This is a genomic window from Candidatus Igneacidithiobacillus taiwanensis, from assembly GCF_031962545.1.
In the GTDB taxonomy this organism is placed as follows: domain Bacteria; phylum Pseudomonadota; class Gammaproteobacteria; order Acidithiobacillales; family Acidithiobacillaceae; genus Igneacidithiobacillus; species Igneacidithiobacillus taiwanensis.
This window is the reverse complement of the sequence record NZ_JAVRKK010000002.1, coordinates 40,280-57,073: the sequence shown is the minus strand read 5'-3', so window position 1 is coordinate 57,073 and position 16,794 is coordinate 40,280. Positions and strand designations below refer to the sequence as shown.

Below are 16,794 nucleotides of genomic sequence, written 5' to 3'. Positions count from 1 at the left end.
TTCAGCTACTCGGTGTGGCTGTGGCCAGACAGTCGAAGAGTAGTGCTGCGGACGCCGCGCCGGGATCGGCATGACCCCGGGAGCGTTCCCCCAAATAGCTCGCCCGACCCTTGCGCGCCACGAGGGGGATGGTTGCCGCCAGACCCGCACGCGCGGCCTGCGCGGCGGTTGCCGGGCTCTGGTTTGCGAGCAAGGCATCGATGGCGGGGCTTAGGGCATCGACCATGGTCTTGTCGCCAAGTTCTGCCTTGCCCAGTCGCTGAATGCCTCGTAGCCCAGCGGCCAAGGCAGTGGCGAAGCTTTCCGGCGCTACGGCGGTGCTGCCCGCCGCGATCGACTTTCCCACCTCGAGAAAGAAGGTGCCGTACAAGGGGCCAGAGGCACCACCAACGGTGCTGATGAGGGTCATACCCACCAGCTTGCATAGGGCGGGAATGTCCGGTGGATCGTTATCGTGCAATTTTTCCTGCACTTTTTGAAAGCCGCGCAACAGATTGCTGCCGTGGTCGGCGTCGCCGATGGCGGTGTCGAGGGCGTTGAGCTGATCCTTCTCTTGCACCAAGCGGCCGTGCAGGCAGTCGAGCCAGGCGCGTAGATTCGTCGTCGTCAGCATGGCGTTGCACCCCAAGAGAGGGCAGGGGTGCGTACCGGCGCATCCCAGTAGCCGAGCCAGTCCTCCTGCATGCGCAGTAGGGTAATGGCAACCCCGGCCATATCCAGACTCGTCATATACGATCCGACCAGGCGGCGGCTAATTCGCAGGCCGTGTTGCTCGGCAATTCGCGTTGCCGCACGGTAGACGATATAGAGTTCGAGTAGCGGTGTGGCCCCCAAGCCATCGACAAAGAGCAAGACAGTATCGCCAGAGCGGAAGGGAAGATCGGCAAGAATGGGAGTGAGGAGCATCTCGGTGAGCGTGTCTGCTTTGGCCAGGGGAATACGGCTGCGTCCCGGCTCGCCATGAATACCAATGCCGAACTCGATTTCCTGTTCGCCGAGCTGGAAGCTGGGCTGTCCGGCCTGGGGATTGGTACAGGGGGTAAGGGCAAGGCCCATGGAGCGAGCGGCGGCGTTGACTTCGCGTCCGATGCGAGCAACATCGGCCAGACTCTTTCCCGCCTCGGCGGCAGCGCCGCAGATCTTCTCGATGAGCACCGTTGCACCCACGCCGCGCCGGCCAGCGGTGTAGAGGGAGTCGGTGACGGCGACATCGTCATCCACCAATACCGTCTCCGTGGGGATGTCGGCGGCCGCCAAGAGCTCCGCTGCGAGCTGGAAGTTGAGGACATCGCCGGTGTAATTTTTGACGATGAGCAGAACGCCGGCACCGCCATTCACCGCCTGAGCGGCGGCAAGGATCTGGTCGGGAGTGGGGCTGGTGAAGACTTCGCCCGGACAGGCGGCGTCGAGCATGCCGCTGCCAACGAAGCCACCGTGCAGCGGTTCGTGACCAGAACCGCCGCCCGAAACCAGGGCGACCTTGCCGCGCCGGGGCGCGTCGCTGCGGCGCAGAAAGCGCGGCTCGGTCTCGACGTGTAGCAACTCGGGATAGGCGAGGGCCATCCCCTCCAAGGCTTCGGCTACGACATTTTCGGGGGCATTGACGAGGGCTTTCATGAAGATTCTCCCGCCGCCTTTCGGTCGGCTTCCATTTCCTTGCGGACCTCTTCGAGGGCGCTTTGCAATTTTTCGAGCTTGAAGCCCAAGCCGTGTTGCTCTACATGGGGTTGGCGCTCGCGTAGTAGCTTGGCGCGGGCGCAGAGCGTCCTACTGATGAACCAGTCGTAGGCGAAAACCGCGAGGCTGGCACCGATGAGGGGTCCGAGGATCGGCACCCACCAATAGCCGTGCGGTCCTGGCAGGGCGTTGCTGCCCCAGCCGGCCAGCCAACAGAAGAAACGCGGGCCAAAGTCGCGGGCGGGGTTGATGGCATAGCCAGTGCCGGTTCCAAACGAGGCACCGATGGCAGCCACCGCAAGGCCGACTAGAAAGGGGGCAAGATTGGCGCGTGGTCCAACATTCATGTTGTCGATGATGGCAAAAACGAAGAGCACCAAAAAGAAGGTGGCAATCACTTGATCGAGCAAGGCCAGACCCATCTCGTTACCGTAATACGCCGCAGGAAAGGTGGCAAAGATGCTGAAGGTGGTCATACCCCCAGGATCGGCGCGGCTGAGCACCTGATGACTGAGATTCCAGGCATCGATTGCTTTGAAATAGTCGAGAAAGACGATGGCCGCGCCAGCAAAGCAGCCAGCGACCTGCGCTAACCAGTAGGGCAGAACCTTACGCCAGGGAAAATCCCCTTTGAGGGCGAAAGCCAGGGTCACGGCGGGATTGATATGTGCCCCGGTGACCCCTCCGGCAACATAGATGGCCATGATCACAGCGAAGGCCCAGCCCCAGACGATGAGCATCCAGCCCCCCGCCCCTTGAAAGATGACGCTGGTGCGTCCCGATTCGGTGAGGCCGACCACGGCCACGGCAACGCAGCCGGCGCCAAAGGCGAGCAAAACAAAACAGCCGAAGAATTCCGCCAGCATCTCCGACCAGATGGATTCGGCGCGCCAGCCGGTCTTTACGCCATATCCGGGACGAGAAGTATTAGTTGACATGTCGTTCTCCTTGTTCTACCCAGCCGAAGGAACGTGCAACGGCTTTTTTCCAGGAATGGTAGAGACGCGCGCGCTCGCCTTCCGCGAGGGCAGGTTGCCACTCGCGATCAATGCCCCAGTTGGCCTCGAGATCCTGAAAATTCTGCCAATATCCAGTAGCCAGGCCCGCCGCGTAGGCGGAGCCCAGGGCCGTAGTTTCGATCATGCGTGGACGGAGGACCGGTTTACCGAGCATGTCTGCCTGAAACTGCATGAGGAGCTCGTTGACCACCATACCGCCATCGCAGCGCAAACGGCTAAGGGCAATGCCACTGTCTTGTTCCATGGCCTCGACCACATCGCGGACCTGATACGCCGTAGACTCCAAGGCGGCCCGGGCAATGTGAGCCTTGGTGGCAAAGCGGGTGAGGCCAGCGATGACGCCGCGGGCATCATCGCGCCAATAGGGGGCATAGAGTCCAGAAAAGGCGGGCACGAAGTAGACATCGCCATTGTCGGCGACGCTGCGTGCGAGGGGTTCGATCTGCCCGGCAACATCGAAAAGCCGAAGATTGTCGCGTAACCACTGGACCAGGGCACCGGTGATGGCGATGGCGCCCTCGAGGGCATATACCGGGGCTTCTCCCTGGATTTGGTAGGCGATGGTCGATAGCAGGCCGGCCGCCGAGTGCACCAACTTGTTGCCGGTGTTCATCAGCAAAAAGGAGCCGGTACCGTAGGTATTCTTGGCGCCGCCGGGGCGAAAACATGTTTGCCCGAAAAGTGCGGCCTGCTGATCTCCCAACATGCCGGCCAGGGGGGTGCCGCGCAGGGGTGCACAGCAGAGTTCGCCGTAGACCATGGCAGAAGGACGAATTTCCGGCAGGCAGGCGGGGGGAATGCGAAATTCCGCCAGGAGATCGGCATCCCACTGACAGCTGGCGAGATCCATCAACATGGTTCGGCTGGCATTGCTGACATCGGTAATATGCAGCCCACCCTTGGGCCCCCCAGTCATCTGCCAAGCAAGCCAGGTATTGATATTGCCGAAGAGGGCGTCGCCACGCTCGGCGGCTTGCCGCGCGCCCGGAACCTGCTCGAGGATCCAGGCAAGTTTGAGGGCGGAAAAATAGGTGGCCAAGGGCAGCCCGGTGCGGCTACGAAAGCGATCCTGTCCGCCATTCTGGGCGTAGCGCTGCACCAGCTCGTCGTTGCGGGTGTCCATCCAGACCAGGGCATTGCACAGGGGTTTGCCACTGTGGCGATCCCAAAGCAAGGTCGTTTCGCGCTGATTGGTGATGCCCACGGCAATGAGGTTTTCGGGGCTGAGCTTGGCGCGCGCCAGAGCGGCGCCGATGACTTCGTTACTGTTATCGATGATTTCCAGCGGATCATGTTCTACCCATCCCGGTTGTGGGTAGATTTGTCGATGCTCTTTCTGGGCGCTACTGATGACCTTGCCTTCGCGATCGAAGACCATGAAGCGCGTGCTGGTGGTGCCTTGATCGATGGCGCCGATATATTCTTTCGACATTTTTTCTCCTCCTCGACAGCGTTACCTGCGGTTAGTTGCCAATACTTTCCCGTCCTCCTCTGCTGCGTTGCTGTAGATAGGCCTCCAGGCGAGCGGGGGTTTCCGCGGGCACGTGGAGGGCGAGCTTGGATCGACGCCAGAGAATATCTTCCGCCTCCCTGGCCCATTCCTGATCCCAGAGATAATCGACCTCGGCCTGATACAGCCCGCCGCCAAAATCTGTCCCCAAGTCGGCGAGACTTTGGGCGGTGCCGAGGATGCTTTCGACGCGGCTCCCGTACGCACGCGCCAAACGCCGGCAAAGTGCCGGCGGCAGAAAGGCATAGCGCTGCCCAAGGCGGACCAGAAAGGATTCGAAGCTTCCGCCCAATGCACCGCCGGGCAGGGCCTCGCTGGCCGTCCAGGAAGAAATGTTGGCAAGTCCCAGTGCTGGTGCGAGGAGTTGCAGTGCATGCTCTCCCAGGCGCCGATAGGTAGTGATTTTGCCGCCAAAAACCGAGAGCAGGGGCGGGTGCCCATCTTGTTGCAGGTCGAGCACGTAGTCGCGGGTCACCGCCGAGGCGTTGGCAGCATGGTCATCGTACAGGGGACGAACACCCGAATAGCTGCGGCAAACATCTTGCGGAGTAATGGATTTGCGGAAATAGGCGTTGACGCTCGCACACAGATACTGCGTCTCTTGCGGAGAAATCTCCACCTTGGCCGGATCGCCCTGCATGGGGATATCGGTGGTGCCAATCAGGGTGTACTCGCTTTCGTAGGGAATGGCAAAGACGATGCGCTTGTCGGGATTTTGTAGGAGAAAGGCGAAGTCACCGGCGTATAATTTGGGCACGATGATGTGGCTGCCCTTTACCTTGCGCACGGTTTTCTGGCTTGCGAGGCCGAGCTCGCGGTGCAGAAGATCTCCTACCCATGGGCCGGTGGCGTTGACCAAGACGGATGCCGTGACGGTGTAGGTAGTGCCGGATGGCTCTTGTAGCTGCGCGCGCCAGTGGCCCGGTTCCGGCCGTGCCGACAGCAAGCGGCAGCGGGTGCGAATCTCCGCTCCACGTTCCTTGGCGTCGAGGGCATTGAGCACCACCAAGCGGCTGTCTTCCACCCAGCAGTCGGCATAGCTAAAGCCCAGTCGGTATGGCTCCTGCAGGATCTCGTGAGCGGGATGCGTGGCGAAATCGAGCGCTCGCGAGGCCGGCAAACTCTGCCGGCTGGCAAGGTGATCGTACAACCATAGGCCGGCCCGTATCTTCCAGCGGGCTCGCCCGCCTGGACCCTCGGGCAGCAAAAATTCGAGCGGCCAGATGATATGGGGGGCAATTCCCAGTAAGCGCTCTCGCTCCTGTAGTGCCTCCCGCACCAAACGGAATTCGTAGTATTCCAGGTAGCGTAAGCCACCATGTATCAGCTTGGTGCTGGCAGACGAGGTATGGGCCGCGAGGTCGTCTTGCTCCACCAGGAGGACCGAAAGGCCGCGCCCGGCCGCATCCCTGGCAATTCCGACGCCGTTGATGCCGCCGCCAACAATGAGGATGTCGTAGGTTGCCGCCATCGATCACCTCCACTCGCTGCTACTGTCGCCTTGTATCGAGAGTTCTACGGACGATTTCGTCTAGGTATAGTTCGCGCCTGGGCGTTGCACAAGCGATTTTCGTCCCATAAAAAAATATCATCGCGCCGCCGGTCTACGCCTCCGGCAAGGCCTCTGCCACCAATTCCAGCCAATGACGAACGGGTACCTGCGCGGCTTGGTTGAGAAAGAGTTGGCAGCCAACATTGGCGGTGGCAATCCATTGCGGCTGTTCGGCTTCGAGATTTTCCAGCTTGCGCCTACGCAGCTCCTCTGCCATTTGTGGCTGCAGCAAGGAATAGCTGCCGGCCGAGCCGCAGCAGAGATGGGCGTCGGTCACCGGCAGTAAACGGTAGCCCAAGCCTTGCAGAATTGCCTCGGCGACGCCCTGAATGCGCTGGCCATGTTGCAAGGAACAGGGGGCATGAAAGGCGATGCGAGCGCGCTCCTCCGTTGCCATTGGCAACGCCTCACGATGAGCCTGCAGCCACTCCGAGGGGTCCTTGGCCAGGGCTGCTATGCGGGCCGCCTTGGCGGCGTACTGCGGATCGTCGCGGAGGATATCGCCGTAGTCCTTGACGACGCTGCCACAGCCGCTGGCGCTGACGAGGATGGCGTCTACTCCGGCAGTAACGACGGGCCACCAGGCATCGATATTGCGCCGAATCTGCTCGTGGGCCTCCTCCCAGGCATCCAGATGCAGACTCAGGGCGCCACAACAGCCCTCGCCACGCAACAAGGTGTAACCAAGGTGGGCGAGGATCTTTTGTAGCGCTGCTTCAGTCTGTGGGGTTGCCACACTCTGCACACAGCCGGCAAGGGCAAGGACTTTCCCGCGCTGCGGGGTGGTGACGGGGTATGGTGAGCGCACCGGCGCTGGCACAGGAATATGGCGCGCGATGGGTGCGCGCAGCACCGGTCGCAGGGTCTGGGCGAGGGCCAGGAGCGGCCGTAGGCGCCGGGGCTGGCCGATGATGGCGCGAATCGCTCGCCGCCGTAATTCCTCTCCAGGAGCGCGGGGCAAGGCAGCATTCTGCAAGTGGCGACCGATCTCGAGCAGGCGCGCATAGCGCACCCCGGAGGGGCAGGTAGTTTCGCAGGCCCGACAGGATAGGCAACGATCGAGATGCAAGCGGGTACTCTCCGCTGCTGTGGCGCCGGCCAGCAGTTCCTTGAGTAGGTAGATGCGGCCGCGCGGACCATCCAACTCGTCGCCGAGCACCTGGTACGTCGGGCAGGTGGCATTGCAGAAGCCGCAGTGGACACAGCTGCGCAGAATCGTCTCGGCCTCCTGGGCGAGCGGATTGCTCTGATATTGTGGGGCGAGACGAGTTTGCATCGACTGATTCCTATAGACCAGGATAGAAACGACCGGGATTGAGAATACCGGCAGGATCAAAAGCCGCCTTCAGACGTTGTTGCAAGGCGAGGAGTGCCGGAGGTAGGTCTTGAAAGACGGCGTCATCAGGCGGGTGGCGGAAGGCGGTGGCATGGCCGCCCTGGCGCGCGGCCCAAGCCCGCAATGCCGGGGCATCGAGGGGGCCGCGCAACCAGCCTTGCTGTCCGCCCCAATCGTAGAAGACCGTACCAAAGCTCTCCGGCACGGGCGGCGATCCAGCCGGCAGAGCCAAACGCCAGAGGGGAGCGGTACCGGCAAAGAAAGGTAATCGTTGCTCACGCAGATCTTCCCAAAAGCGATCGCCCACATCGTCGGCAAGAAGATCTCCGCCGACGGCGCGGGCAAAGTTCTCCACCCGGCTGGCGGCGCCCTCGAGACGCAAGTAGAGCCGCTCGCCATCGTGGGCGGCGGCACTGATGGGACTAGGACGCAGAGACCAAGTCACCAGCTGCTCGAGGGCCGCGGCAGCCGACATATCGAAAGCGAGGCTGCGGGTAGCGACTGGACGCGGAAGCACCTTGCAGGTGACTTCGAGAAGCACGCCCAGGCTTCCCAGCGAACCCGCCAGGAGTCGGGAAACGTCATAGCCGGCTACATTCTTCATCACCTTGCCGCCAAAGCGCAGATCCTCACCACGACCGTTGAGCATACGCACCCCGAGGACGTGATCGCGCACGGCTCCGGCATAGGGTCGACGGGGGCCGGAAAGACCGCTGGCCACGCAGCCGCCGAGGGTGGCGTGCGGAGAAAAATGCGGTGCTTCAAAGGCCAAGATCTGCCCCCGTTGCGCCAAAACCGCCTCGATTTCCGACAATGGGGTGCCGGCGCGGGCGCAAATATATAGCTCCTTGGGTTCATATTCGAGGATGCCCTGATGCCCGCCCAATTCCAGAGTCCGCGATGCCGCCACCGGGCGCCCATAAAAGGACTTGCTGCCGCCGCCGCGGATCGCCAAGGCGCTGCGATTCTCGTAGGCAGCGACTATTTGGGCACGGATCTCGTCGCTGCGATCCATTTCAGAAGCGCTCCAGTTCGGGAAACGGGAGCTGGCCGCCGTGCACATGCATGGCCCCGAGCTCGGCGCAATGGTGGAGGCTCGGCACCGCCTTGCCAGGGTTGAGCAGACCAGCAGGATCGAAGGCCGCCTTGATGCGATGGAGTTGCGCGAGCTCGGCGCTCGAAAACTGCACGCACATCCCGTCGAGCTTCTCCACTCCAACCCCATGTTCGCCCGTGACCGTGCCGCCAACGGCAACACAGAGTTCGAGGATGCGCGCACCGAGGGCCTCGGCCCGTTCCTGTTCCCCCTCCTGGTTGGCATCGTAGAGAATGAGCGGGTGCAGGTTGCCATCCCCGGCATGGAAAACGTTGGCAACGCGCAGACCATAGTCGCGGGCCAAGACGTTGATTTGCTCGAGTACCTCCGCCAGGCGCTGTCGCGGGATGGAGCCGTCCATACAGTAGTAGTCGGGACCAATGCGCCCCACCGCCGGAAAAGCCGCCTTGCGCCCCTTCCACAGGGTCATGCGGGTAGCCTCGTCGCGGGCGACACGCAGCTCCGTCGCTCCTTGCTGGCGCAGGATTTCTGCAACTTGCTGCAGTTGCTCCTGAAGTTCATCTTCCTCGCCGTCCAATTCGCAGAGGAGGATCGCCGCCGCCTCCCGCGGATAACCGACATGAACGAAGTCCTCGGCGGCTTGTATGGCCAGTTGATCCATCATCTCCAGGCCAGCTGGCAGGATGCCGGCGGCGATGATGGCACCGACGCTATCGGCCGCCTGCCGCAGCGAGGGAAAAGCGGCCAGTAGGACGAGGGTCTGGGGTGGGAGGGGCAGGAGGCGCAGTGTACAACTGGTGACCACACCGAGGAGTCCCTCGCTACCAATGACCAAAGAGAGCAAATTGAAGCCCGGAGTATCGGGGGCGAGACTGCCGATGGGTAGACGTTCACCGCTGCTGTCGCAGAGCTCCACCGCGAGGACATTGTGGGTGGTGAGACCGTATTTGAGGCAGTGCACACCGCCGGAGTTTTCCGCCACATTGCCGCCAATGCTGCAGGCGATTTGCGAGGAAGGGTCAGGGGCGTAGTAGAGACCATGGCGACGAACCTTTTCGCTAACCGCCAGGTTGCGCACCCCTGGACCGACGCGAATGGAGCGACTGCGCAGATCCGGCTCGGCCATTTCCCGCAGGCGGGCGAGGCCAAGCAACAAGGCGGCATGCGAGGGCCGCGCCCCACCGGAGAGCCCGGTCCCCGCCCCGCGCGGCACCACGGCAACGCCATATTCGTGGCAGAGACGGAGTATTGCCTCTACCGCTGCCGCCGTCTCCGGCAGGGCGACGCACCACGGCAGGCTGCGTAACGCGGATAGGCCATCGCACTCATAGGGACGCAGGCTTTCGACATCCCGCAACAGGCCGTCCTTGGGGAGCAACGCTGCCAGGGCGCGAAAAAATTCTTCTTCCCGCGGCGCCAGCATGGTCAGGCCCCCGCGCCGCGCAGCCGACGACGAACCAGGGCGAGGGCGTCGCGGTCGCCGACGTTGCCTGGAAAAATCACCACCGGCAGATTGGGAAAACGTGGGTGCTCCGCGGGGCAGAGGACCAGGGAACAGCCCGGTAAGATCTGCCCCATACTGCGCACCATTGCCAATGCGAGCCCCGTGCTCAGGGTGTCGTTGGAAGTAATGCCGCCCTTGGCAATGAGAAAGCTGATATCCCGCGGCAGGCCTTGCAAAACTTCCATGAGAAAGCGCGACACCGCCTCGCCAAAGGTCAGACGCTCGGTATCGCTGGCAAAACGACGTTCCTCGCGGCTGGTGTAGATCACCAGATCTTGGCCTTGCGCATAGGCTGCCGCGCATTGCTGCAGCACCGCGTTCTGGTAGGCAACCCGCTCCTCGCCTTGGCATCGATCGACGTCCACGACAATGGCAGCAACCCCCTCCTCCTCGAGTAGGACCTCGAGCTGTTCGCTGCTCTTGCGGACATGGGAGCCGACGAGAACCACGCCGGGAGTGGTGCCACGGCGAAACTGCCCCATCGCCTCTGGGGCAACCGGTTGTGGCGGCAGATCGGCCAGGGCGGTGAGCAGACTGGCGGCGCTGCGAAAGAGAAAACGTTTGCCGGCCCGTTGGGCGGCGCGCACCGCGGCGGCAAAACAGGCGAGATCGTCCGGCGTTTCTGCATCTACCGCCACGCAAGCATTGTCGCGCAGGCCACGGAGAATCGCCTCCCCCTGCTCTACCAAGTCCGCGCGGCGCAGAACGCGAACGGCTGCAGCCGGGATGCGACCCTTTGTCTTCTCCTCCACATAATCGGGCAAATAACTGTGGTGAAAGGAAAAGACCGCGTCCCTGGCAAATTCCGTTTCGTGCACCGGCACCAAGTGTCCATCCTGCCGCAGATAATGGGTGCCGTTGTGGGTGATGCGCCCCCCCTCGAAAAAGGCCGGCACCAGAAAGTGGGCATCGAAGGGGCCGAGTTCCTCGGCGAGGAGATCGGTTTCCAAGGGATAGTGACCGCGCAGGGTCGAGTCGGAGCGGCTCACCAGAAGATAGCCATCGGGCGAGGGCGATGCCGCCAGGGCCTCCCGCAACCCCCGAGCAATCTCCCGCAGGCGGTCGGCAGCGGCAGCGGCGGGCAGGGCGCGGGTGTTGGCCAGTATAAAAAAGAGCGGCGCAGTATCGGCCAGGGCGCTTCGCAGGCTGCTGCTGTCCCAGCGCGTGAGCAGGAGGCAGCCATGCACCGTCTGTGACCCGGTGGGGTCGTCGTCGATGACGATGATCTTGCCCATGGCCCTACCCCAAGCTCTCCAGGCGCTGGCGCAGACGCGCGCGGATCTGTTCCGGGGCTAAACCGTTGAGGCCGAGGAGCTGCCCCGCCGAGGCGGTGGTGTCGCCGCGTTGCCAGGCAAAAATCTCCCGGGCGCGATGGCGGCTGCGCAACAACACCGGCTCGAGGGCGGTGGCTGGCCCGCCGCTGACGCCAACCAAAAGATCGGCATCGAAGAGGGCATGAAAGGCGTCGTCGGCAAGAAAATGGTCATCGAACTCCGCCACATCGGTTCCCGCCACATCCTCGGGACGATAGAGCTGGCGAGGGTTGATCACCGCCACGATACGCACCCGGTAGCCCGCCGCCACGAGATCCTCCTGCACCGCAAAAACCGACTGCAAGACCATATCGCCCAAGACCGCAAAGACGATACTGCCGCGCTGGCCCTCGCCTGCCTCGGCCAAGGTCACGGCGCCGGCCTGCAGGCCCCGGCGCGCATCGGCGAGGCTCAGGCGCACGGGCAGCGGACTCTTCGAGGCAATGATGGTCATGATCTTGTTGTGACTGGTGCTCGCCATCTCATAGGCCGCCTGAATGCCGTTGGCATCGGGCGGATAGAGCAAAAAGACATTGCCATTACGCATCTGTGCGGCGATGTAACTCTCGATTTCCGGCCGCTGGTGGGTCCAGCCGTTGCGACCTTGTTCGAGGGCGCCCGCGGTAAACATACACACCAGCGAGGGCGTGCGTCGGCGCAGCTCCGCCATTGCCTGGCCAACGGTTTGCACGATGGGCCAGCCATTGATGGCAAAGGATTCGTACGACAGCCAGAGCGCACGTCCGCCAAAGAGGGCAAGGCCCGCCGCAAGGCCGGCACAGGCGTCTTCGCTCAAGGGCTCATAAACCTGGCCCCCCGGCTCTTGATGATAGAGCGGATCCGGGGTGGGATGGCGAATCTTCAGGGCCTCGTTGATGGCCTTCATGTTCGAGGCTTCGGTGCCGTCGGCATTGCTGACCACAAAACGGCGATCACGGGCACCCAGCCAAGCGACCAAGGCCGCCATGGCGCTGGCCGGCACTGCTGCTTCGCCGAGCCGGTATTCGTGCAGGGGAAACTCGCCCAGGGCAGGTAATTCCAACTCCCGCTCGGTAACCACCGTCTTTGCTGCCGGTCCACCACCGGCACGTACGCAGTTTTCTCGCACCAAAGCCCAGGCCTCGGGAGAAAGCGCGCGTTCGCTCAGGGCAGCGCAGATCTCGGGCGACTCCAGGGTATCGTGCGGATGGAGATTGTGCGCCTTGGCTCCCGTCGTGTGTACCCCGGCCCCCTTGAGCTGCTTGAGCAAAAAGGCGGTGTGGCGGCCACTAAGGGCGCTGGTCGCCGCCTTCGCCATACCGGTCAGCACTGCCTGCATGAAGGCCATACGAGCCGCCTGGGAGAAGCGGGTGGAATCGACGTAGGCGCCATCCTGCCCGGCATCGTCAAAGTCCTTGGCATCGACCAGGATCACCTCGTCAAAATCGTGGGCGCGCCAATAGGCAATCATTTCCGCATTGCCCATGCGCGAGATCATCGAATGATGTTCCTGGCTAAAGCCGTTCCAGACCAGTATGGGCAGATAGTTGGTGACTTGCGGGTAGGCAAAATGAAAATGCTTCATGCTGCTCAGCACGTAGGGCTCGCCCAGGCCGCCGTCGCCAATGGTCACCGGAAAGAGAACGCCAGGATGCAACAAGGCGCCGGCCATGGCGAAGTGCTGTCCCTGACCGAGGGGACCGGCCGGGGCAAGAAGACCGGGAATGGCACCGGAAAGATGACCAAGCAGGCCATGGCGCTCGCGATAGCGATCCATGAAATCCTGCATGTTGTGTATCCCCATGGCCTCCAAGGAGCGATCGAGGAACATGGCGCTGTAGAAGCCAGGGGCATGGTGCCCCACTTCCGTCACGATATTGGTGTGCCCGAGGAGTACCAAGGCGGCATAGGCCTCGGCACTGGAGGCAAAGCCGCCGGGATGGCCCGAGGACTTTGCGGCGCAGACCTGGAGGGTGCAATAGCGCAGGGCGTCGGCCAGCAAAAGCCCCTGGTAGGCCGCGGCCGGATCGGCCGGATCGGCAATACGACCGCTGTCGTTCTGTACCACGGGCGCGCGGCCGTAGTCGGTATCAGCGCTCCAGGGCGCACCAAAATACCGAATGCCGTGACGAAAATCGGGAGATTCGCTGCGCGGAGGGTTAGAGCTTTGCATGGTTTGGTCCGTTGGAAGAAAACTTGTTTTCACTCTAGGAAGAAAACTATCATTCCGCAATGAAAATAATTTTTCATGATGCGGAATAAAAACGTGGCGAAGAAACAAGTTTCTTCGGGAATACAAGTCATTGACCGCCTACGTTCCCTCCTCGATGCCCTCGCTGCCGAGGGCGGCGAGGCGAGCCTCAAGGTGCTCGCCGCAGAAACCGGCCTGGCCAGCTCCACCGCGTTTCGCATTCTTGCTGCGGCGCAGGCCAATGGCTTGCTGACGCGCGATGCGCAAGGACACTATCTCTTCGCGGCACAGCTTGCCGACTGGGCCGAACTCATTGCCGGGCGCAACGACCTCTGCACTCTGGCCCGACCCGCCATGCTCTGGTTGCGCGATCAGGTGCAAGAGACGGTAAATTTGAGCATTCAAGAGCAGGATGAGGTGCTCTATGTGGCGCGGGTTTCTCCCCGTCGTCTGATGCGGGTGGAGCAGATCATCGGCAGCCGCGCACCCCTGCATTGCACCGCCGTCGGCAAGCTGATGCTGGCTCGCGGCGATGCCGAAGCCGTTGCCGCCTATGCGCGCCGCTGTGGCCTTCCTGCCCTTACCCGCCACTCCCTGCAAAGCCTTCCCGCCCTGACCGCGGAACTGCAGGCCACCCGGGAGCGCGGTTTTGCCCTCGACAACGAAGAGGCCGAGGAAGGGGTTGGCTGTCTTGCCATCCTGCTCGAGGCCAAGTTGCCCTGGGTGGTGGGGCTGAGCATCTCGGCGCCCATCGATCGCCGGCAACTCGTCTGGAGCAAACTCCTGTCCGAGGCGGGGCGGCGCATCGTCCGTAACCTACGCGGTCGTAAGGTCACCCTCAACGTGCACTATCCAGAACATCCGGAATACAAGCCCATGGCGCGCTGAGCGGGCAAGCCTTTCTCCTTTATTATCCTGCCGCACAGGCCCAAATCGGCGCCTTTATCCCACATCGTGGAATAATAGAATATTGCGGAAAGAAAGAGCCGGAACTAGCCTGAAAAAGCGGCAAGTTAGGGCGGTAACTCTATGTATTCAAAAATTATTATTCTCTTATATCCAGAGCTGCCCGAAAAACCGCCGAGCCCTCCCCTCGGTGGGGGCGTTGGTTTTTGAGAGGAGAGTAAGCCATGGATCTACAAGAATTACCGGAATACTCGTCGCCCTACCGTTGGGTAATGGCATCGGTTGCAGGCATCATCATGACCACCAGTTTCATGTCGTTGACTGCCTTCGGAGTCGCCGCGCCCGCCATGGCGCAGGCCATGGGGGTTTCCGCATCCACCCTTGCCACTGCCGGGGTAGACGCCTTTTCCGTTGGGTTGTTCGTGGCCTTTTTTCTTGGCCACGGCGGCATCTTCGATACGCGCATCAAACTCGGGGTACTATTGGCGCAGGTTTTTCTCATTGTGCCGCAGGTATTGCTGCCCATCCTCATTCCCCTCACCAAATCCTTGCTGCTGCTGGTAGTGCTGCGCTTCTGCCAAGGGTTGATGATCATGATGATTGCGCTCTTCTCGCTGCAACTCGGAGGATGGTTCCGGTCTAGCCAGCGCGGTATTTCCCTGGCGGCAATGCTGGGCGCCATTACCCTCGGCGGTGCCGTTGGCGGTATCGTCACCGGGAGTCTGGCCGCCCTCGGTTGGCAGGATGTCTATTTCATTACTGCCGGGATCATGGTGCTGGGTTCCGTGATCTATTTTCTCTTCGCCAAGGACGCCGCAAGCCACGCCGGCGATATCAAAAAAGCCAAGGTTGGGCACCATCGCAGCGCCTGGTCCTATCCCATGACCTGGATCATGGGCATCGTCCAGATTCCCAATAATTGGGCGCTGTTCACCATTGGCGGCTTCTTGCCTCTGTATGCCTATCATCTCGGCTACCAACCGACGCAAACCGGTAATGTCATGTTCATCTGGGGTCTGATGGGCTTTGTGGCCGCCATCCTCGGCGCGCTTCTGGGGGATCTCCGGGCTCGGCGCGATGCCTCCCACCGTAGTGTCATCAACGCGCGCCTGCGTGTGATCAGCTTTGCCAACGGTGCGGTGATTCTCGGTGCCCTGATGATTTTGTACGTTGCACCAATATCCTACACGTGGTTTTTGATTTCTGCCCTGGTCGTTGCCTGCACCATGGCCACTCCACCCAACTATTGGGCGTCGCCGTGTAATTGTTTTCCGGTGGCGACTATGGGCGCCGGCGCCTTCGCCATTGGCCTGATCTCCAACTCCGTGAGTGCCATTGGACCGGTGTCCTCCTCGGTGCTCATTGGCACGGTTGGCTGGTCCGGTGTCTTTTGGGTAATGGCGGTCTTGGCTGCCTTGGGTATGCTCGTCAACCTCTGGGCCATGCGCATCCCCTTGCCCATCGATCTGGAGGCAAAGCGTAGTGTTACCCCCGCCGGCGATATGGGTGCTGCCGTGGGCTAGGCTTGGGCAGTTCGGGCAGCGAGGCCAAGGCCGCAGGCCAAGGTGGCGGCAACGCTGCTGGCGGTTCGCTCTAAGTTGCTGGGCCCCGAGGCAAGCAGGTCCGCCTCCGGGGCCGAGCTGGCGACGCTACTGAATACCGCCGTGGCGCCCAATTTCCGCCAAGTTTCGACATCCGTTCGCAAAGCGCCAGCGATGACCACGACGGGGCGGGCTTGACGCTGCGCGACGCGTAGCACCCCGGCAATCGTCTTACCATGCAGGGTTTGCTCATCTATACAGCCTTCGCCGGTAATGACCAGATCTGCAGCAGCGATGCGTTCTTCCAATTGCAGCAGCTCGGCAATGACCCCTATGCCCGAACGCAGTTGCGCGCCCAAGAAGAGACAGGCCATACCCAAACCGCCGGCCGCACCGGCACCTGGCAAGGCAGCAAGGGCTTTGCCGCTATCGGCCTCGAGATGATGGAGGTAATTGCGCATGCCGGCCTCCAGAGCCGAGAGCGCGGCGGCATCCGCCCCCTTCTGTGGGCCATAGACTTGGGTGGCGCCGGTAGGACCAAGGAGGGGATTATCGACATCGCAGATGGCGAGAAGGTGTACTTCGGCTAGGCGCGGATGCAGTTGGCTGAAATCGGCTTTGGCAACGCGGGCAAGATCTTTCCCTGTAGCAGACAGTTCCTTGCCTTTGGCGTCATAAAAGCGGGCGCCGAGGGCAGTGAGCATGCCCATGCCGCCGTCGTTGGTGGCACTGCCGCCCAGGCCGATTAGAATGGTTTCGGCGCCGCGCTCCAACGCCGCCCGCAGCAATTCGCCGGTGCCGTGGGAGCTCGTCTGCAGGGGGTTGCGTTCTTCCGGACGCAGCAGGAGAAGTCCGCTTGCCTGCGCCATTTCCACCACGGCGGTCTTGCCGGCATCGAGTAATACGAGGTCCGCCTCGCGCCATCGCCCCAAAGGATCGCGCACCGCAACTTTTTCGACAAGCCCGGCTTTGGCCTGCTGAAAGGCCGCGGCAGTCCCTTCGCCACCGTCAGCAAGGGGGAGAAGATCGAAAGTCGCGCCCGGGAAATGCCGAGCAAAGGCCTGCTGCATGATCTGCGCCGCCGCTGGGGCGCTCATGCTCCCCTTGTAATGATCCGGCGCAATCAGAATACGTAAAGCGTGCGGCATGGTCGAATTCATGGGTAGATCTCTTCCAGTGCGCCTTTACAGGGCGCCGCTTCGGTATGGG

At 62.1% G+C, this 16,794-nt stretch carries 13 protein-coding genes; 2 read left to right on the top strand and 11 right to left on the bottom strand.

The window, feature by feature from the left end; translation table 11 throughout:
- Position 1: 1 nt before the first annotated feature.
- From dhaL to RTI30_RS00750, 10 genes are all read right to left on the bottom strand, one after another.
- A complete protein-coding gene (gene dhaL / locus RTI30_RS00795) occupies positions 2–613 on the bottom strand; it encodes a dihydroxyacetone kinase subunit DhaL (RefSeq protein ID WP_312262230.1) in 612 nt (203 codons plus the stop codon).
- Positions 607–1,617, bottom strand: a complete 1,011-nt coding sequence (gene dhaK, locus RTI30_RS00790) for a dihydroxyacetone kinase subunit DhaK (protein ID WP_312262232.1) — start codon at positions 1,615–1,617, stop codon at positions 607–609. Before dhaK ends, dhaL begins: the two co-directional genes overlap by 7 nt.
- Positions 1,614–2,615: an MIP/aquaporin family protein gene (locus RTI30_RS00785; RefSeq protein WP_312262234.1), complete on the bottom strand. Its 1,002-nt coding sequence runs from the start codon at positions 2,613–2,615 to the stop codon at positions 1,614–1,616. Before RTI30_RS00785 ends, dhaK begins: the two co-directional genes overlap by 4 nt.
- Positions 2,605–4,128 carry a glycerol kinase GlpK gene (gene glpK / locus RTI30_RS00780; protein WP_312262236.1) on the bottom strand — a complete coding sequence of 508 codons (1,524 nt, stop codon included), beginning with the start codon at positions 4,126–4,128 and terminating at the stop codon, positions 2,605–2,607. The genes RTI30_RS00785 and glpK overlap by 11 nt, the downstream gene beginning before the upstream one ends.
- 31 nt (positions 4,129–4,159) lie before the next feature.
- Positions 4,160–5,677 carry a glycerol-3-phosphate dehydrogenase gene (gene glpD, locus RTI30_RS00775; RefSeq protein ID WP_312262238.1) on the bottom strand — a complete coding sequence of 506 codons (1,518 nt, stop codon included), beginning with the start codon at positions 5,675–5,677 and terminating at the stop codon, positions 4,160–4,162.
- A 133-nt stretch (positions 5,678–5,810) separates the two neighbouring features.
- Positions 5,811–7,034 carry a glycolate oxidase subunit GlcF gene (gene glcF / locus RTI30_RS00770; protein ID WP_312262240.1) on the bottom strand — a complete coding sequence of 408 codons (1,224 nt, stop codon included), beginning with the start codon at positions 7,032–7,034 and terminating at the stop codon, positions 5,811–5,813.
- Between the two features lie 10 nt (positions 7,035–7,044).
- Positions 7,045–8,109, bottom strand: a complete 1,065-nt coding sequence (glcE, locus tag RTI30_RS00765; RefSeq protein ID WP_312262242.1) for a glycolate oxidase subunit GlcE — start codon at positions 8,107–8,109, stop codon at positions 7,045–7,047.
- Position 8,110: 1 nt separating this feature from the next.
- A complete protein-coding gene (locus tag RTI30_RS00760) occupies positions 8,111–9,574 on the bottom strand; it encodes an FAD-linked oxidase C-terminal domain-containing protein (RefSeq protein WP_312262244.1) in 1,464 nt (487 codons plus the stop codon).
- Positions 9,575–9,576: 2 nt separating this feature from the next.
- On the bottom strand, positions 9,577–10,890 hold the full coding sequence (locus RTI30_RS00755; RefSeq protein ID WP_312262246.1) for a four-carbon acid sugar kinase family protein: 1,314 nt from the start codon (positions 10,888–10,890) through the stop codon (positions 9,577–9,579).
- A gap of 4 nt (positions 10,891–10,894) precedes the next feature.
- Entirely contained in the window at positions 10,895–13,120 is a 2,226-nt protein-coding gene (locus tag RTI30_RS00750; RefSeq protein WP_312262248.1) for a phosphoketolase, read from the bottom strand.
- 93 nt (positions 13,121–13,213) lie between these two features.
- On the opposite strand from RTI30_RS00750, the gene RTI30_RS00745 reads away from it, so the two are divergent.
- Together RTI30_RS00745 and RTI30_RS00740 are read left to right on the top strand one after the other, a co-directional pair.
- Entirely contained in the window at positions 13,214–14,026 is an 813-nt protein-coding gene (locus RTI30_RS00745; protein WP_312262250.1) for an IclR family transcriptional regulator, read from the top strand.
- Positions 14,027–14,268: 242 nt separating this feature from the next.
- Positions 14,269–15,567: an MFS transporter gene (locus tag RTI30_RS00740; RefSeq protein WP_312262252.1), complete on the top strand. Its 1,299-nt coding sequence runs from the start codon at positions 14,269–14,271 to the stop codon at positions 15,565–15,567.
- On the opposite strand, the gene RTI30_RS00735 is transcribed toward RTI30_RS00740, so the two are convergent.
- Positions 15,564–16,745 (bottom strand): glycerate kinase, encoded by a 1,182-nt coding sequence (locus RTI30_RS00735; RefSeq protein ID WP_312262254.1) that lies wholly within the window; start codon positions 16,743–16,745, stop codon positions 15,564–15,566. The genes RTI30_RS00740 and RTI30_RS00735 overlap by 4 nt on opposite strands.
- Positions 16,746–16,794: the final 49 nt, after the last annotated feature.